Raw genomic sequence first — 18,351 nt, forward strand, 5'->3', positions numbered from 1 at the left:
TTATTAATGAGAAAAAGAAACAAGTTCAAACATGGTATCTATTTGTTGCTGGCGTTGGCCATGCTTTTGTATGCACTGCCGAAGCTTTCGCTTGCGAATGGACCGAGCTGGGTGTTTGGTTTTGGAGTCGTCTGGTCACTTTTTGCGTTTATGGTCATTGCGGCACATTTGCATTTTATTATCGGGGTTGATGAAGAAAAGACCAAACGTTTGGAAGCTGTGCGAAAAGCAAAGCTGGAGCAATGGCAGACAAAGTGGAATGAAGAAACTAGAGTTTCGCAAAGATAATAGAGTTGGCATCGGATACTAAAAAGCTAGATTAGCTTCAGGTCTCTCGAATAAGCGCGGCAGTCGTGCAAAGAGAGGCAAAAATGCCTTAGAATATTGCGCAAAGCGTAGAAGTGGCGCAAAGAGAAGCAAAAATGCCTTAGAATGCTGCGGAAAGCGTAGAAGTGGCGCGAAGAGAGGCATAAGTGCCTCAGAATGCCGCCGAAAGCGTAGAAGTCGCGAAAAGAGAGGTGAAAATGCCTTAGAATGCCGCGGAAAGCGTAAAAGTGGGGAAAAGAGAAGTATAAATACCGTAGAATGCCGCGCAAAACGCGCAAGTAGCCAAAAGAGAGGCATAAGTGCCTCAGAATGCTGCGGAAATTGCAGAAGTAGAGAAAAGAGAGGCAAAAATGCCTTATAATGCTGCGGAAAGCGTAGAAGTGGCGCAAAGAGAGGCATAAGTGCCTCAGAATGCCGCCGAAAGCGTAGAAGTCGCGAAAAGAGAGGTAAAAATGCCTTAGAATGCTGCGGAAAGCGTAGGAGTGACGCAAAAAGGGGCGGAAATGCCTTAGAATGTGCGGAAAGCGCGGCAATGGTGCGAAGAGAGGCATAAGTGCCTCAGAAAGTTGCGGAAAGCGCGGCAATGGTGCGAAGAGAGGCAAAAATGCTTTAGAATGCTGCGGAAAGCACAGAAGTGGCGAAAAGAGAGACACAAATAACGTAGACTGCCGCGCCAAAAGACACACTCATACGAAAAAGCCCACTAGCCTAAGCCAGTGGGCTTTAATATGTTCCTGCATTGCTAGCAGGGGGCTAAATGTTATTTTCCACCCGTAAAAGGATTGATCTCATTCGTGAGATCTCTTCCAGCCTTCTTTTCTTCTGCAGATATCCGTTTACCGAGAGCTGCGTAATACCACACTGCAGGAACGAGAACCGCGAGTATAACAAGAAATTGCATAAGCTCAGCTCCTTTCACGTCGATAGTATAAACTTTTTTCCTGATCGTAGAGAGGATGGATATGATCCTCCCATCCTACCATCATGCGACCATCCCGCCAATTGTTGAGCAAAAACAAACCGATTACTTTTTACTGACCGAGCATTCTACTTCAAATACATAACTGGCGCTTCCCTGAGGCCATCTTGCATGGATGATATACAGATGTCTGCCGCTACCTGTTGCGAGTTGAAAACTATTTTTGTCCACAGAAAGGGTTTCGTCCGGTCGTTCCTCACGGGGAAATGAAGCCATAACCTCTATCTCTTTGGGTGCATATGAGAACTCGAGTTCTACCCGATCACCGCTGATGGCTTTAGGATGTACCTTTTGTTTGGAAACCAATTCATCGTAAGAAGCCTTATCCACACATACGCCTTTGCCATTGTCGTTCCAGCAATAAGAGCCTTGAATAGCCTCGAACCGCTCACCGCCAACAGTAACTTGAACACTTGGGGGCTGTGGGTTAGCAGTGTCTTCTGATGAAATCTTATCTTTAAAAGTTGATTGAAACAAGTCCAATAGATCTTTTTTGCTGGTATCTGACAGACGATAGTGGCCCATTTGTCCGGATTTAATAAGTAACCCACTGTTACTTCCGCCGATCCAAAAAGAGAACTCATAACTTATGCCATCCTTCATGTTCACAGTGGTGCTGTAATCGCTGGGAGCAATATCTAGTTGTCCTCTATCATATTCAGCAGTAGTTATGGCTTGAACAAAACGTTCAAACGAGGATGGATCCGAAATAGTGTCCATGGGCTGTTTTTTTTCAATTAAGTTAATAGACACTATATTATTTGCATCCAACTCAATCTGGCCTGCTTGTTTTACTTCGTTTCCCGTATTTCCACAGCCGACCAGTCCTATAAAAAGCAAAGTAATAGTAAGTAGTAATAAAGCGGTCTTGTTCATCTCTTCAATGCTCCTTTACACATTCTTTAATTCTCAGACTATAAAAAAGAGGAAAAGGTTGCTAAATAAAGGAAGTGAATTTTTAAGGTCAGCTTAAAACGCATCAGAGATATTCAGTTTCAAAAAATTCGATTTTAAGGTGGTTTTCAAACTTACTATGTGGCAATACCTACCTTAATCGTAGATTGTGTAAGGAGAGTGAAATTCGAATTCGAAGCTTATGAATCGGTTGTACTGAGCCATTCTATCCGTGTATAATAGGTACAGTATAGTACAGATCGGAGCATGGGGGTGTAACAGTTGGAAGGTCAAGGCGATGCGATTACTAAACACGAGCAACTGCTGCAGCATATTGAAGGTCTTAAGGTAGGCACCAAAATATCTGTTCGCAAGCTCGCCAAAGAAATGTTAGTCAGCGAAGGGACTGCTTACCGTGCAGTGAAGGAAGCTGAGAATCTCGGGATAGTCATCACGAAGGAACGGATTGGTACAGTTCGTGTAGAAAAGAAACCTCGGAACATTTCAGAGCAGCTGACGTTTGGCGATGTAGTTGATATTGTTGAAGGGCATGTGCTCGGCGGGGCAAGTGGACTAAATAAACATCTGCATAAATACGTGATCGGGGCGATGAAGGTCGATGCGATGATCCGTTATATAGACGCTGACAGTCTGTTGATTGTAGGTAACCGCGATGATGTTCACTCTCTAGCGCTGGAGCAGGGTGCGGGGGTTCTGGTGACAGGGGGCTTTGGGACGAGCCGTGAAGTGAAGGCATTGGCAGACGAGCTTGATCTTCCCATTATTTCTTCGAGACATGACACGTTTACCGTCGCTTCAATGATTAACCGTGCCATTTTTGATAGATTGATAAAGAAAAAAATTATGCTGGTAGAGGATATTATCGACAGCAAACCGCGCCTGAATACGTTGAAAATCTCTAGTACCGTCGGCGAGCTACGACAGGTTTCTGAGGAAACTGGAGAGCAGCGCTTTCCCGTTACGGATGAATGGAACCGAGTCATCGGCATTATCGGTCGCCGCGATGTAGAGGAATTGACGGAAGGCCAGATCATTGAAAAAGCGATGATTCGCAGTCCGGTTACGGCTGCACTGCAAACCTCACTAGCCTCCGCGGCCCAGATCATGATGTGGGAAGGCGTGGATTTTCTGCCCATAGTGGACCGTAACCGTAAACTGGTAGGCTCCCTAACCCGTAAAGAAGTGCTGCAAAGCTTACGCGATGTCCGGAATCAACCTCAGCTGGGAGAGACTTTTGATCATCTCATTTGGAATGGTTTTGCGGATGAGCGGGACGAAGAGGGACGATTGTTCTTCCATGGCTTTATTACGCCGCAGATGGCCACGGATCTTGGGACGATTTCTGAAGGGATATTGTCTACGCTTATGACGCTCTCGGCATTTAAAGCAGCTAAGGACATCACAGGAAATGATTATGTACTAGATAATATGTCCACTTATTTTATCCGACCGGTACAGATCGAGCATGCGATCATTGTAATGCCGAGACTGCTCGAAATCAGCCGCCGTACCTGTAAGCTTGAAATTGAGATCAGCCACTCGGATACTCTGGTAGCCAAAGCTGTTCTGATGCTGCAATCCATTGATCATGGCTAAAAAATGGTTTGCTAGCTGGATAGCATACGGTAAATAGGATCGTATACATGCTAAATAGACTGCCCTCATCATTGAAAGAGAGGGGAGTCTATTTTATTCTTTCTATTCCGTCAGAACAGCAGCTAAGCTTTCGACTAGTGTTGTTCCTGGCTGCGGCTGCGACTACGGCTGTAAAAACTATAGCTGCGTAGCCCCGAGAAGATGTTGAACGCACCAATCAGCAGAAAGGCAGCTTCAACAATGATATTAACGGTAGAGCCGCGAAACAAAAACATGGATATCAAGGACAGCGTTACGAGCATAGCACCGAGCATCACATTCATGACGGAGCGTTTCAGCCCTTTATCTTGGGGATTTAAGGCACGGCGGGAGGATATGCTGAACACAGCGGCACCGATTACAAAGATCACCAGCAGGATAAACAATAAATACTTGATAAATAAAACCATGGACAGCCAGCTCCTTTATCGTGTCTTGCAGTAGCCAAGAAGTAATTTCCACGTCTGTCCATTATTGTATCACACGATGGCTGTCAGCTGCGCTTAAAAGGACTGATTTCTACCCAGATTTGCAGGACGCCTTCCATGACGAGCATGGTTCGGATTTTGACAGAGTATTCCTTGTCACGCACAATGTATAGCTTACCATCCAACAGCAGTCTAACCAGTTTGCTGTCTGTATCAATATCGAACATGCTGCGGCCGCGCATCGGTTCCAGATCTGAACCCATTTGGCTTATGATTAATTTTACAGTTACGGGGTCAAGTGGGGTATCTTCTTTGGATTTGCTTTCCTCCGATCGAATTTTGATTTCTCTGATCACGGTTGAGGTATTATTGTATTTTTTGAGTGTCTGAATATCTTTTTGATATTGCTCGATCTGTACACGCAGATCTTGATTATGCAGCCATAATACGTTATATCCTACATGGTAAATAGCATTGTATATGACAGCTCCTACGACGATCCCTAGCATGAATATAGCGGAGATCTGGGTGAATCTGCGAAAACGACTGAATGGTGGAACTCTCACTGGCGTTACCCCCTGCCGCACACCCATTTTACTAGCTCACTGCCCATATGGGCTCCTAGAAAAGCGAAGGCAAGATACATGATTTGTTTGATGGCGGGGGAGAGGTTGCCTCCAATCATGTTGCTTTCAATGACCCGTAAGGGGTCCATAGTACCTCCTACAGCGGCTGCTAGTGCCCATATTTTAATCCGATCTGCCACATCCAGCATCGTTTGCGTCGGCGGTTGCAGGGATACAACGGCGCCGATTCCGCCGAGCATAGCTCCGCCAAGCACGATGCCGAAGGCGATAAAGAAGTCGAGGATAGCTTTGCTCATAAAAATGCTCATACAGGCCCCTTCCCGGACGAGGCATTTACAAGCTTTGCCTGTCCTTATGCTCTTAATCCATTCTATGGGCGGGTCCCCCTTTAATATGATAAAATAGTTTCATCTTATGTTTGATTTTTGCAGTAGAGAGGAAGTGGGGTTATGAGCCCTTTCGTGCATTTGCATGTGCACAGCGAATACAGTTTACTGGACGGGGCGGCGCGCATTACCGATCTCGTGCGCCGGGCCAGCGAATACGGCATGAAGTCGCTGGCGCTTACGGATCATGGAGTGATGTACGGGGCCATCCCCTTTTATAAAGCGTGTAAAGAGAATGGAATCAAGCCGATTATTGGCTGTGAAGCTTATTTAACCGCGGGTTCACGCCGTGAGCGGGGCAGTCGAAAAGATCAACCGATCTACCACTTGATTCTGCTCGTCAAGAATGAAACCGGCTACAAGAACCTGATGAAGCTGATCTCTATCGGCCATCTGGAAGGCCATCATTATAAACCCCGGATCGATATGGAAGTGCTGGCAGCTCATTCAGAGGGGATTATTTGTCTTAGTGCTTGTCTTGGCGGAGAAGTGCCGCAGCATCTGCTGCATGGACGTGATGAGGAGGCGCGCAAGGCTGCGCTGCGATATAAGGCGATTTTTGGCGAAGATTTCTATCTGGAGCTGCAAGACCACGGGATCTCCGAGCAAAAGAGAGTCAATCCCAAGCTGATCGCCCTTGCCGAGGACTGTGAAATTCCACTTGTGGTGACGAATGATGTCCATTATTTAGCGAAGGAAGATGCTGAGGTTCAGGATGTGCTGATCTGCATCGGAACAGGCAAAACGGTGGATGATGAGGAACGTCTCAAGATCGGAACAGATCAGCTGTTTCTAAAAAGCAACGAGCAAATGGCGGCCTTGTTTCCGCATGTGCCGCAGGCTATCGCCAATACCTTATTCATCGCAGAAAAATGTAACTTGGAGCTGACCTTCGGCAATCATATTCTGCCTGCCTATTCTCCGCTCCCTGAAGGCATGGATTCCGCTGCTTATTTGCGTGAGCTGTGCTGGAAGGGGATGGAGGAACGATATATAGATACACCGCAATGGACTACACCTGAGCAAAGAGAGACGGCTGAGAAGCGTCTCACCTATGAGCTGGGCGTTATCGAGAGTATGGGCTTCAGCGATTATTTTCTAATTGTGTGGGATTTTATTGCTTATTGTCATCGTCAGGGAATTGCTACGGGACCCGGACGGGGATCCTCCGCGGGTAGTCTCACCGCATACTCTTTGCGAATAACTGACGTGGACCCATTGAAATATAACTTGCTCTTTGAACGTTTTCTAAATCCAGAACGGATCACCATGCCGGATATTGATATCGATTTTAGTGATGAACGGCGTGATGAGGTTATTGGTTATGTAGTGGAGAAATACGGCAAAGAACATGTGGCACAAATTATTACTTTCGGAACTATGGCTGCACGGGCTGCCGTTCGTGATGTAGGCAGGGTGCTGAACTTGCCTTATAACGAGGTAGACAAAGCTGCCAAGCTTATACCTGGTCAACTAGGGATCAGCCTTGCCAGAGCGCTGGAGAGTACACCAGATCTTAAAGCACTGTATGATAGCAATCCAAAGATAAAAGGGCTGCTGGATATGGCTATGAAGGTGGAGGGCATGCCCCGCCATGCTTCGACACATGCAGCGGGGGTTGTTATCTCGAAGGGTCCGTTGACCGATGCAGTCCCACTTCAGGAAGGTAACGAAAGTACGGCGTTAACCCAATACTCTATGGAGCATTTGGAGAGCGTCGGGCTGTTGAAAATGGATTTTCTGGGTTTGCGCACGTTGTCGATTATCGAACGCTGCATGAATTCGATTAAAGAAATGAGCGGAAGTGTTCCGGATTTCCGTGTTATCCCAGATCATGATCCAGCTACGTATGAAATGCTTGGGGCTGGTGAGACAACAGGGGTCTTCCAGCTGGAGTCGGCGGGCGTTAGACGAGTACTTAAAGATCTGAAGCCTAACGGCTTTGAAGATATTGTATCGGTTCTAGCGCTGTATCGTCCCGGTCCGATGGAATTTATCCCGAAATATATAGCAGGCAAACACGGTGAGATTGAAGTAGAGTATCCACATTCTGATTTGAAGGCTATTTTAGCGGACACCTATGGGATCATTGTGTATCAGGAACAGATCATGCAGATTGCTTCTCTGATGGCGGGCTTCTCGTTAGGAGAAGCGGATCTGCTCCGTCGAGCGGTCTCAAAGAAAAAACGTGAGACGCTGGATAAGGAACGGAGCCATTTTGTTCAAGGCAGCTTACAGCAGGGGTATAATGAAACGGATGCAAATGCTGTTTATGACATGATCGTGCGCTTTGCTGATTACGGCTTCCCGCGTGCTCATGCCGCGGCTTATGGAGTACTGGCTTTCCAGACAGCCTATCTCAAGGCACATTATCCGGTGCAGTTTATGGCGTCTATGTTGACCGCTGTAATGGGCACTCACCGCAAGGTAGCGGAGTATGTGCTGGACTGCCGCCGCACAGGCATCGGCGTGTTGCCGCCGGATGTGAACGAGAGCGGCGTATTGTTTACTCCGGTTCCAGGCGAAGGAACCGGAACCGGGCATATCCGCTTTGGACTCGCAGCCATTAAGAACGTCGGCACGCTGGCAGTGGAGAACATTATGGCGGTCCGCAAGGAGCGGCCGTTCGACAGTCTGCTAGATTTCTGTCGACGTGTGGACCTGCGGGTCTGCAATAAGCGGGTAGTGGAATCTTTGCTGCAGGCGGGAGCTTTTGACTGTCTGCCGGGTCATCGCGCCCAGCTGCTGGCTATGCTGGACGAGACGGTTGACGCTGCGCTGAAATGGCGCAAGGAGCGGGATGAACTGCAAATCCAGCTGTTCGACGATTTGGTGGAGACACCGAACTGGGAAATCCGCTATCCGGATATCCCTAAGTTCACCATTGGCCAGCAGCTGGAGATGGAACGTGAGCTGCTGGGGTTATATCTTTCGGGCCATCCGCTTGATGATAGCGCGGAACTGCTTGAGGAGCCCGGCATGCAGCGGCTGATGGATCTTGGTGAAGCCGCGGATGAGAGCCAGACGGTTACGGCCGGAATGGTAGTATCCGTTAAGGAAATTACGACGAAGCAAGGAAAATCGATGGCCTTCGTCGAATGGGAAGATCAGATCGAGCGCTGCGAGGTCGTACTCTTCCCTGAGGTGTGGAAGCGAAGCCGCAGCTTGATTGCCAAGGGCGCGCTGCTGGCCTTGCGCGCTAAGGTTCAGCAGGAAGACGAAGGCTTCAAGCTGCTGGCCGAGGAAGTGGCGCTGCTGTCTGCGGAGGCTCTCCGCGGGCTGTTGCAGCGCCGCAGTGCCGCCGCGTCCCGCTCGTACAGCGCGGGACGCTCGGCCTCGGCAGGAGCGCCGCCACGCGGCGCAGCTCCTGCTTCCCGGACCAGCGGTGCCGCCACTGGTCCGGCTGCCAGGCCAGCAGGCGGCACAACGCCGCCTGCAACACCTGCACAGGCCGCGCCAGCAACAGCGGCGACCTCAGGCCAGCGTGTCTTTATCAAGATCACGCCGGCCTCAGAGAATGCAGCGTTGCTGTCGCGCCTGAAAGAGCTGCTGCAGAATCATCCCGGTCCAGCTGCGACGCTTCTGTTCTATGAACAGGATCAGAAGCTCCTAGCTCTTAGCGATAATTATCGAATTAAGCCGTCCGAGGAACTTTTCGCGGCGATCGAGGTTATGCTGGGTGCAGGTACGGTAAGAATAAAATAAGAACAATTCTCCCCTTTTCCGCATACATTAGGAAACCACAGGGCACATCCCTGTACGGAAAGGGGAGTCGCAGCATGTCCTATCAAATGGCAGTAGATCTGTTGGAACGCAGAGGTGTATCACTTTCCTCCATTGCTGAAATCGTATATATTTTACAATCGGTTTATTATCCTGGTTTAACCAAGGATGAATGTCTGTCCAGCGTCAAGTCTGTTTTGGGCAAAAGAGAAGTGCAGTATACTTTAATGACAGGTGTTGCTCTTGATGAATTAGCCGAGAAAAAACTGCTTCCACAGCCGCTGCAGGCGGTAATGGAGGCTGATGAATCCCTCTACGGAGCGGACGAGACTCTGGCACTTGGTATTACAGGGGTATATGGGATGATCGGACTGACAGGTTTTGGGTATTTGGACAAAATAAAGCTTGGAATCATTGGTGAACTGAACGATGATAAAGGTAGGATTCATGTATTCTTGGATGACCTTGTTGCCGGCATTGCTGCCGCCGCTTCCGCCAGAATTGCTCATCGGCATGAAGGGGCAAAAGTATATCCTTTAGGCACGGACAAGGAATAATTGAGCCCCTTTATTTCGTTTGAACAAGTTCCTCAGTCTTGCTTCCTATGCCCTACTCCTGTTGCGGGAAAAAAGAAAACTGTGTTATCATAATTCCATTATACGGGATACGGCTGGGAATTAAGATTGGGGAGGCCTTGCAGGGCATGTGGACGGTAATATATATCGCGCCGACCGCCAGAGTGGCGGATATGATTAAGAGTAAGCTGACAGAAGAAGGTTTTTTGGTAGAATGCCGTCCAATCAATATGTCCAAGCAGCAGTTTGAGATATTGGTTCCTTCAGGTGAGCTGGAGGAAGTACAGGAAGTCCTTAATCTTATTCTGCATCCCTGAGTTTCTTACAAGACAAAAGTCATGACAGCGGCAAGCTGCATAACGCAAATAAACGGCTGAAGAGGTGCGGGTGTGTTCAAAGATTTATTTCAGAAGAAACGGAAGTACGCGACTATTCCTTCAGAACGTCTGGAGCGGAGCGGCGGGCCTGCGGAAGGCGAACGCCCCAAACGTGAAATCCCTGAAGGATTAATGAGCAAATGTAATAAATGCGGAACGATCCAGTATAGTAAGGAATTAGAGAAGAACCTAAAGGTATGTCCTAATTGTGGTCACCACTTGCGCCTAAATGCTGTGGAGCGCATTGCAATGACATTAGACCCTGAGGGCTTTATTGAGTTTGACAGTGAAATGTATTCTATCGACCCGCTGAAATTTCCGGGTTACGCTTCCAAAGTGGAGCAACAGCAGCTGAAATCTGGACAAACTGAAGCCGTAATTACGGGTCAGGGTTCCATTGGTGGCCATCCAGTCATCGTAGCTGTGATGAATTTTGAATTTTTCTCAGGCAGCATGGGCTCTGTAGTAGGGGAGAAGATCACCCGTGCGATAGAAGAGGCCACAGAGCAACAGCTTCCACTCCTTATTTTCTCTACTTCAGGTGGAGCGAGAATGCAGGAGAGTATTCTTAGTCTAATGCAAATGGCGAAGACCAGCGCTGCGCTGGCTCGTTTTAACGAGGTTGGAGGTCTTTACATCTCGATAATTACGGATCCTACTACCGGTGGAGTATCTGCGAGTTTTGCCAGCCTTGGTGATATAATTATTGCAGAGCCTGGAGCGGTATTTGGTTTCGCAGGACGTATAGTCATTGAGCAGACCATTCGCCAGAAGCTTCCGGATGATTTCCAGACCGCTGAATTTAATCTTCAGCATGGGTTGCTTGATATGGTCGTGCACCGCAAAGAAATGCGCGCTACATTGACTAAAATTTTGGAGCTGCATGACGTGAAAGGGGGATTTTAGGTTGGCAGGAGAGTTGCCTTTTGAAATGCCTCTGGTAGAAATGCGCAAGAAGATTGCTGAACTGAAGCAGTTTGGCGAAGAGAAGGGTATTGATTTTACGGACGAGGTAGCTAGGCTGGAAGAACGATACCGTGTGCTGGAGGAAGAGATATATTCTAATATTTCTCCTTCGCAAAAAATGCATTTGGCTAGACATCAAGGACGTCCGACTTCCCTTGATCTTATGGGGCAGATCTTCACTGATTTTATTGAACTCCACGGTGATCGGATGTTTGGGGATGATCTTGCTATTGTAGGCGGCATCGGTAAACTAAATGGGTTGCCGGTTACAGTTATTGGCCAGCAGCGCGGTAAAGACACCAAAGAGAATATTTTACGATTCTTCGGCAGTGCACACCCTGAGGGCTTCCGTAAAGCGCTGCGTCTGATGCAGCAAGCGGACAAGTTCAAACGTCCCATTATTACCTTCGTGGATACGAAAGGTGCATACCCAGGCAACACAGCCGAGGAAAGAGGTCAATCCGAAGCGATTGCCCGCAATTTACGCGAGATGTCTCAGTTTGGTGTCCCTGTAATCTGTGTGGTCATCGGTGAAGGCGGAAGCGGTGGCGCCCTCGCATTGGCGGTTGGAAATAGAGTGCTCATGCTGGAACATGCCATTTATTCGGCGATATCTCCTAACGGAGCGGCCTCTATTCTGTGGAAGGATGCTTCGAAGGCTGATCAAGCGGCAGAAGCCATGAAGATAACGGCTGCTGATCTGCTTGAGATGGAAGTTATAGAAGAGATCGTACCAGAGCCTAAAGGCGGCGCTCATCGGGATTACGAAGCAACGGCAGCGGCGATTAAGGATGCATTATGGCGGCATCTGCAGGAGCTAACCCAGATGAACTCAGTGGAATTGAAGGATGATCGATACCGTAAATTCCGTAAAATTGGTGAGTTTGCAGAGGCTCAGCAGGAACAAATTTTTATTGAAGAAGAAGTGAAGTCAGAAGTGTAAAAGTGCAAAATCATTTGCACTTTAAGACATATAGCTATACTTAGTGGGTCTTTTGGATATAGTGTAAAATATACAATTTATTGGAATTAAAATAATCTCGATCCACTAACGGGATTATTTTAATTTTTTTTATGTTTACAGAAAATTCGACTTAAAGTTACACCCAAAAGTGCCTACAACATTGATTTTGTGTCTGGTTTGCAGTAATATTCATAAGGGCGTACTTAAAGGCACATGTGACAAAGTTCCTATTTTATTAGTTAGCCTTGTAGTAGATTTTGTAGTTGGAAAAAGTGAGACAGAGAGAACGAAAAAACGGAGGAAAACCTAATGCGGAAAAGTAAAATTGTATGTACGATCGGACCTGCGAGTGAATCGTTGGAGAATATCAAAAAATTGATTTTGGCTGGTATGAATGTGGCCCGTCTGAATTTCTCCCACGGCGATTTCGAAGAGCACGGTGCTCGGATCAATACGATCCGTCAAGCATCTAAGGAACTGAACAAAACAGTTGCTATCCTGCTCGATACTAAAGGACCGGAGATTCGCACAGGCAAGCTGGAAGTAGAACCGATTGAACTTGTTCAGGACGAGTACCTGACACTGACTACGGAAGAGATCCTTGGTAATCAAGATCGTATTTCCATCACGTACAGCGAACTTCCTAACGATGTTCAAGTAGGATCCACAATCCTTATTGATGACGGTCTGATTGGTTTGACAGTTGTCGACATTCAAGGTACAGAAATCAAGACCCGTATTGTAAACGGTGGTACGATTAAGAGCAAGAAAGGCGTTAACGTACCAGGAGTAAACATCTCCTTGCCGGGTATTACGGAAAAAGACACCAACGATATTCTTTTTGGTATCGAACAGGACATCGATTTTATCGCCGCTTCCTTCGTTCGCAAAGCTAGCGACGTTCAGGAAATTCGTGAGCTGCTTGAGAAAAACAACGCTTCTCACATCCAAATCATTTCCAAAATCGAAAACCAACAAGGTGTTGACAACCTTGATGAAATTTTAGAAGCTTCTGACGGCCTGATGGTTGCTCGTGGTGACCTTGGTGTTGAAATCCCAGCTGAAGATGTACCTTTGGCTCAAAAATTGATGATTCAAAAATGTAACGTTGCTGGTAAACCAGTAATCACAGCTACACAAATGTTGGATTCCATGCAACGCAACCCACGTCCTACTCGCGCTGAAGCAAGTGACGTAGCAAACGCTATTTTAGATGGTACAGATGCAATCATGCTTTCCGGAGAAACTGCTGCTGGTAAATATCCAGTAGAATCCGTACTTACAATGTCCCGCATTGCTGAGAAAGCGGAATCCGCTCTGAACCACCATGAAATCTTCATGAAACAACAAACTGCACAAGAAACTACAGTTACAGAAGCAATCAGCCAATCCGTTGCAATTTCTGCTTTGGATCTGAACGCTAAGGCTATCATTTCTTCGACTGTAACAGGTCATACTGCACGCGTTGTTTCCAAATACCGTCCTAAAGCACCAATCATTGCCGTTACAACACAAGAAAGAACTATGCGTCAATTGTCCCTCGTTTGGGGCGTAACGCCAGTGTTCGGACAAGTTGCATCTTCCACAGATGAGCTGCTGGAAACAGCAATCAAAGGTGGTAAGGATTCCGGTCTGGTTCAAACTGGTGACCTAGTTGTGATTACTGCAGGAATTCCACTTGGACGTTCTGGTTCCACTAACTTGGTAAAAGTAAGCACAATCGAGTAGTTCTCGATTGGCTTCACCTGTTTAACAGGTTCCATAAAGCTTAATTAAAGGGTTGTCTCAACTGTAGTGAAAATCTACAAGCGAGGCAGCCCTTTTTTTCGTGTTTATCAACATATTCGATTGAAGATTATGTTAAATCCATTTATGCTGTTAGTAACAAATCTTGAATGATAGGTTCGAGTATTTTTATTTGGGGTATGTTCGTTTGACAGTAAAAGAATCCCCACGATGGTTTGGACAAGAAGGAACGGCGATAGTAGCGTTATTTTGCACCATGATTCCTCCCATATTGAGAGTGAGCCTCGGACTTTTGCCATTAATTCGACAGCAATAGAAGCAAGTAGGGGAGACACGCGCCAGCTTTGCGATCGAGCCGTCTACCTCGGGAGCCTCCATAATCCATTCACCAGAGGTTTGTGGTCCGGTATATCGCTGTAATGTTCGAAAAATCCAATTTCGGCTCAAATTGCGGAGCGTAATCGTCCATTTGTTGCGGCCTACCTTCGTGATGTTCGCTTTTATATGGTCTCCAGGGCTCACTGGAAGGGGAATTACCGTTTCGACATCAGGTAGGATTTCCCACCAAGCGTAATACCGGGCACGGCCATTTACGAATTCATGGCCTGTACCCGTTTGGATCAGGCTGCTGTTCTTGAAACCGTCAATACCAATCCAAGCAGAGGAATAGGAAGGTTTAGAGGTTGGTTTTACATATGGAACGATCCATTCACCGGCAATGCGGTTAAAAGCCCCCTTTTTTCCAGTGATCGTATATCCGCTCCAGTTTGTTGAAGACCAGCCGAAGCCGGAGCTTTGAAATTTGTTCGAATTAGATTTGTCTTTTAGACATGGATGATTGACCCGATTAGAATTTTGCTTATCATTCAACTTGTCCACCGCCTTTATAGTACTGCTATATTAAATGCGGTGATTACATAGGAAGTACGGGTGTTCTGCTAAAATATAAGAGAGTGCAATGCTTGATTAAGAAGCTGGAGAGGATTTGTAGCTTAAAATGGAAAAATTATCGAAGCTGCGTGGCTTTTATCTGTTTTTAGGATTGGCCGGCGGTTCATTTGGCTCATATCTAACGCTGCTGTTTGTCCACAATGGACTTGATAGCGGGCAGATAGGTATACTAATGGCAACAGGCACGCTAATTGCGATCACGATTCAGCCAATATGGGGAATTGTCTCGGATCGGTATAATCAGACGCGTTTGGTACTAATCCTAAGTGTGGCGATACCGGCTTTATTAGCCGTCTTTTACCGTTCGGAATATTTTATAGTGTTACTGCTGGTGTATACCCTCTCTACAATCTTTTCCTCGACACAGGCGCCTATAGCCGATTCTTACGCGATTTCAGCGGCGAAGAGGGCTGGGGCTACTTATGGCAGTATAAGGCTTATGATGAGCATTGGAGCGGCTGTGGGAGCCTATTTAGGCGGATTGTACGTATCTTCCTTCTCTGTATCCACGATATGGCTGCCCTTTCTTATGTTTAATCTGATTGCGGTTCTTATTGCATTGACGCTGCCGAAGCAGGCAGAAGAGAATCATATGATGCGGCAATCGTTTTCTCAGGGGGTTAAAAAGCTGCTGGGGAATCGGGTGTTCCTAGCGTTTTTGGGTGGCAGTTTTCTTGTGAACCAGACGATGACTGCTTTTGGAACCTACTTCGTCATTGCGTTTCAGTCGGTTGGAGGTTCAACTCGTTATGCAGGAATTGCGCTTTTCCTCGCATCTGTAACGAACGTGCCCTCCATGCTGTTTGCTTCCAAGGTAATCAAAAAGCTGGGGCGCGAGCGGACGCTGCTCCTTGGCGCACTTATTTATGTCTTGCGGTGGGGTATTCAGGTGGCTTTCCCTTATCCATCCGTAATGATTGGAGTGCAGGTACTGCATGGTCTGTCATTCGGGTTCTTTTATATTGCTGCCGTTGAATATGTATCTCAGATCACCTCTAACGAGATGCAGGCGACTGGGCAAAGTGTTTTTAATATGGTGTTCTCGGGTTTTGCCGGTGTTGTTGGCAATTTATTAAATGGATTCTTGCTCAATCAAGGCGGCGTAGAAGTGATGAACCTGTCTTGTATGTTGAGTTCAATTGCAGGAGCGATGCTGCTATTTTATGTCGCCAGAAGCTCCCGAAGCAAACTATCGACGACAAAGCTATCTTCAGACGGGGCCCGGGCCTAAAGCTCTCCCTGCTGCCTATGCCGAAAGGAGTATTTATAAATGGAATTACAGCAAGACGGCTTGCGAAGCCGGTGGTATGAGTCTACCCTGCGTGTTCGATACCAGGAAAGTGATCAGATGGGCGTAGTGTATCATGCGAATTATTTGAACTGGTTTGAGTCTGGCCGTACGGAGTTGTTACGTCAGCTTGGCTTTACTTATCGTGAGCTTGAGAATCAGGGAGTGCTGCTGCCTGTTACCTCAGCCGATTTGCAATTTAAAAGTCCGGCGCGATATGATGATCTTATCTCCGTGTATGCGCGAATGACTACCTTTTCGGCGTTAAGAGTCGCATTTGAGTATCAGGTGCGGAGGCTCTCGGAAGCAGAAGGTAGGAATTTAGAGGGTTCAGCGGCTACTTTGGGACAATTGCGGTCGATGGACCTCCCCGGGGAACTGCTGGTTACCGGCTCGACAAATCATGTTTGGGTGAATCGAGAATGGAAGCCTGCCAGGCTGGATAGAGCCCTTCCGGAGCTGTTTCACGCGATTAAAGGAGCGCTGCGGGAAGAAAGGGGTTCTGTATGATTAGAAGCAAATGGTTGTGGGCTGCATTATTTATCATTCCTGCCGTGGAATTATTCGGCTTTATCTTTGTAGCAGATCAACTTGGAGCATTCAAAACGCTGCTGCTTATGTTGACGACCTCGGTTATCGGACTATTGATGATGCGTTTCGAAGGGAATAAAGTGCTGCAAGACAGCAGAACACATATGCAGGAGGGACGCGTTCCTGGCCGGACGATGCTGGATGGCCTATGCATTTTTTTCGGTGGCTTACTGCTGATCTTACCTGGCTTCATAACGGATATTGTAGGTTTCTCCTTGGTGTTTCCGTTGACTCGGCCTTTGTATCGTATATTTTTGCTGAAGTGGATTGAGAAAAAGATGAAAAACGGCACCTTCACCTTTTACCGCCGCTAGTCATAATCAAAACAAAAACAGAGCGGGCCCCTGTCATTGATAGGAGCCCGCTCTGTTTTGCTATTCCAAGAATTGTAGGGTATTGTTTATTATCTTAGTCTTCCGCTGACAATATAGCTGTGTAATGCGTGAAATACACCTGCTCGGTTAAAGGCTACAAGAATAACTAGAATAACGGGACCGATGATCAGCCCAAGCATACCGAACAGCTGCAAACCTGCAAACATACCGACCAGCATAGCAAGGGGATCAAGCCCAATGCTGCTGGCGAGCACTTTCGGCTCAAGCACTTGGCGGGTTACAAGGATAACGGCATATAGGATAGTAAGTCCGATCCCCAGTGCCAGATTGTCTGTCATGTAAGAGTATAACGCCCACGGAATCATTACGATTCCAACCCCTAAATAAGGCAACAGATCCACAAAACCAATCATTAAGCCAATAGCGAAAGCAGATTTTACACCCAAGAGCAGCAACCCGATCACTACAATGACCGCTGTAATGGAGATCAGGATTAGCTGAGCCCGGAGATAGCCGAAGAGAGCTTTTCGCAGATCCCGCCAGATACCCGATACCGGCTTTAAGAATGGGGCTGGCAGCCAGCCTGTGAGTTTGGCATTATGTCTTTCCCAGCTAGTACTAATAAAAAAGGCAGCGAGAACGACCACGATAAGAATTGTACCCATACTGGGTAGAGCGGAGATCAGCTTTAAGATCACATTAAAAAATCCGGTCACCACTTGCGTAACTGCGTAACCAACGGTTTCCGTTGTTCTGCTGATATTGCTGTCAATGGTGGCGTGATAGTCAGGATTGTCGCGGTAGAACTGATTTATCTGGTTAATGATATTCTGTATGCTTGCATTCTGGCTCAAGGACAGCAGAAGCTCTCTCCATTGGTCCGTATGAAGATTAAAGGTCTGCAGCAGCACGATCAATTCTTTCACTAGCCTTGTAATCATCGCGGTCAGTACTAGTGCGGTTCCGCCTATGTAAAATAGCAGCGAGAGCGACACCGCCAGCCACGCTGGGAGCTTAAGGCCTTTAAGAATCAACACTAGTGGATGCATGATATAAGCGAGCAACCAAGCGAGCAGGAGGGGGTATAACAGCGGAAGCAATAAATAGATTGCCAGCAGGAGGATAGAGGTAGCCAGAACGACCCACAGGCCGCGCAGCAGTCTTTTTAATGCTAATCGGTCCATACGAAGATCTACACCTCCTTCATTCCTGCGGATGCAGGGGAATAAAAGCTCGTCTTCATATATATTCATAGAACCTATTTAAAGACTAGGAAACGGGATAAATATTGGGCTGAACCGGATGCTATAAACTAAAATCTCAACTGTGAATCAAGGGTTTAGAAGTTTTTTTCTATCTCTGTGATAAAATCATTTGATGCGCTGCAAAGCTTCCACATTGTTCACATAACCGACAAAATCCAGTATGATGAATAAAGATTCGATTACGAAAGTCAGACAACATCCTCGCCGGATATGTCCTTGAACTGCACTCCTTAGATTTTTCAATGCTTTAAATTGGAAATGTTTACATGAAACCGAGAATGCTTTTTATACCTTGTTGGCAAAGGAGAGATAT

At 47.0% G+C, this 18,351-nt stretch carries 18 protein-coding genes; 11 read left to right on the forward strand and 7 right to left on the reverse strand.

What is annotated here, in order from left to right:
- Positions 1-6: 6 nt before the first annotated feature.
- On the forward strand, positions 7-288 hold the full coding sequence (locus MHB37_RS09190; protein ID WP_076202990.1) for a hypothetical protein: 282 nt from the start codon (positions 7-9) through the stop codon (positions 286-288).
- A gap of 799 nt (positions 289-1,087) precedes the next feature.
- Here the strand turns inward: MHB37_RS09190 and MHB37_RS09195 are convergent.
- Together MHB37_RS09195 and MHB37_RS09200 are read right to left on the reverse strand one after the other, a co-directional pair.
- A complete protein-coding gene (locus tag MHB37_RS09195; RefSeq protein WP_175617313.1) occupies positions 1,088-1,228 on the reverse strand; it encodes a hypothetical protein in 141 nt (46 codons plus the stop codon).
- A gap of 123 nt (positions 1,229-1,351) precedes the next feature.
- Positions 1,352-2,182 carry a hypothetical protein gene (locus MHB37_RS09200; RefSeq protein ID WP_405169161.1) on the reverse strand — a complete coding sequence of 277 codons (831 nt, stop codon included), beginning with the start codon at positions 2,180-2,182 and terminating at the stop codon, positions 1,352-1,354.
- A 300-nt stretch (positions 2,183-2,482) separates the two neighbouring features.
- Between MHB37_RS09200 and MHB37_RS09205 the strand changes: the two genes are divergently transcribed.
- Positions 2,483-3,817: a DRTGG domain-containing protein gene (locus MHB37_RS09205; RefSeq protein ID WP_076124897.1), complete on the forward strand. Its 1,335-nt coding sequence runs from the start codon at positions 2,483-2,485 to the stop codon at positions 3,815-3,817.
- Positions 3,818-3,951: 134 nt separating this feature from the next.
- Here MHB37_RS09205 and MHB37_RS09210 read toward each other — a convergent pair whose 3' ends face one another.
- The 3 genes from MHB37_RS09210 to MHB37_RS09220 form a co-directional block, all read right to left on the reverse strand.
- Complete coding sequence (locus tag MHB37_RS09210; protein ID WP_076124899.1) at positions 3,952-4,266, reverse strand: YtpI family protein; 315 nt, start codon at positions 4,264-4,266, stop codon at positions 3,952-3,954.
- 83 nt (positions 4,267-4,349) lie between these two features.
- Positions 4,350-4,850 (reverse strand): DUF4044 domain-containing protein, encoded by a 501-nt coding sequence (locus MHB37_RS09215; RefSeq protein ID WP_038569663.1) that lies wholly within the window; start codon positions 4,848-4,850, stop codon positions 4,350-4,352.
- 5 nt (positions 4,851-4,855) lie between these two features.
- Positions 4,856-5,179 carry a YtrH family sporulation protein gene (locus MHB37_RS09220; RefSeq protein WP_036678886.1) on the reverse strand — a complete coding sequence of 108 codons (324 nt, stop codon included), beginning with the start codon at positions 5,177-5,179 and terminating at the stop codon, positions 4,856-4,858.
- A 141-nt stretch (positions 5,180-5,320) separates the two neighbouring features.
- Between MHB37_RS09220 and MHB37_RS09225 the strand changes: the two genes are divergently transcribed.
- From MHB37_RS09225 to pyk, 6 genes are all read left to right on the forward strand, one after another.
- A complete protein-coding gene (locus MHB37_RS09225; RefSeq protein WP_076191152.1) occupies positions 5,321-8,962 on the forward strand; it encodes a DNA polymerase III subunit alpha in 3,642 nt (1,213 codons plus the stop codon).
- 74 nt (positions 8,963-9,036) lie between these two features.
- Positions 9,037-9,537, forward strand: a complete 501-nt coding sequence (locus MHB37_RS09230) for a phosphatidylglycerophosphatase A (protein WP_036678892.1) — start codon at positions 9,037-9,039, stop codon at positions 9,535-9,537.
- A gap of 146 nt (positions 9,538-9,683) precedes the next feature.
- On the forward strand, positions 9,684-9,872 hold the full coding sequence (locus MHB37_RS09235) for a hypothetical protein (RefSeq protein WP_036678895.1): 189 nt from the start codon (positions 9,684-9,686) through the stop codon (positions 9,870-9,872).
- A gap of 72 nt (positions 9,873-9,944) precedes the next feature.
- On the forward strand, positions 9,945-10,838 hold the full coding sequence (gene accD / locus MHB37_RS09240; protein WP_076124903.1) for an acetyl-CoA carboxylase, carboxyltransferase subunit beta: 894 nt from the start codon (positions 9,945-9,947) through the stop codon (positions 10,836-10,838).
- Position 10,839: 1 nt separating this feature from the next.
- Positions 10,840-11,841 carry an acetyl-CoA carboxylase carboxyltransferase subunit alpha gene (locus tag MHB37_RS09245; protein WP_036678900.1) on the forward strand — a complete coding sequence of 334 codons (1,002 nt, stop codon included), beginning with the start codon at positions 10,840-10,842 and terminating at the stop codon, positions 11,839-11,841.
- 330 nt (positions 11,842-12,171) lie between these two features.
- Positions 12,172-13,590, forward strand: a complete 1,419-nt coding sequence (gene pyk, locus MHB37_RS09250; protein ID WP_038569666.1) for a pyruvate kinase — start codon at positions 12,172-12,174, stop codon at positions 13,588-13,590.
- 186 nt (positions 13,591-13,776) lie between these two features.
- Here pyk and MHB37_RS09255 read toward each other — a convergent pair whose 3' ends face one another.
- Positions 13,777-14,478: a G1 family glutamic endopeptidase gene (locus tag MHB37_RS09255; protein WP_076124905.1), complete on the reverse strand. Its 702-nt coding sequence runs from the start codon at positions 14,476-14,478 to the stop codon at positions 13,777-13,779.
- A 127-nt stretch (positions 14,479-14,605) separates the two neighbouring features.
- On the opposite strand from MHB37_RS09255, the gene MHB37_RS09260 reads away from it, so the two are divergent.
- From MHB37_RS09260 to MHB37_RS09270, 3 genes are read left to right on the forward strand one after another with little or no spacing between them, the layout of a single operon-like run.
- A complete protein-coding gene (locus MHB37_RS09260; protein WP_076191155.1) occupies positions 14,606-15,790 on the forward strand; it encodes an MFS transporter in 1,185 nt (394 codons plus the stop codon).
- A gap of 39 nt (positions 15,791-15,829) precedes the next feature.
- Positions 15,830-16,357, forward strand: a complete 528-nt coding sequence (locus MHB37_RS09265; protein WP_038569667.1) for a thioesterase family protein — start codon at positions 15,830-15,832, stop codon at positions 16,355-16,357.
- The gene (locus tag MHB37_RS09270) at positions 16,354-16,752 is read left to right on the forward strand and encodes an FxsA family protein (protein ID WP_076124906.1); all 399 of its coding nucleotides are present in this window, start codon (positions 16,354-16,356) and stop codon (positions 16,750-16,752) included. The genes MHB37_RS09265 and MHB37_RS09270 overlap by 4 nt, the downstream gene beginning before the upstream one ends.
- A gap of 89 nt (positions 16,753-16,841) precedes the next feature.
- Here the strand turns inward: MHB37_RS09270 and ytvI are convergent, their stop codons facing one another.
- On the reverse strand, positions 16,842-17,957 hold the full coding sequence (gene ytvI / locus MHB37_RS09275) for a sporulation integral membrane protein YtvI (RefSeq protein WP_076124908.1): 1,116 nt from the start codon (positions 17,955-17,957) through the stop codon (positions 16,842-16,844).
- Between the last annotated feature and the right edge of the window lie 394 nt (positions 17,958-18,351).

Origin of the sequence: Paenibacillus sp. FSL H3-0286 (assembly GCF_045040705.1) — a bacterium.
GTDB lineage: Bacteria > Bacillota > Bacilli > Paenibacillales > Paenibacillaceae > Paenibacillus_AQ > Paenibacillus_AQ odorifer.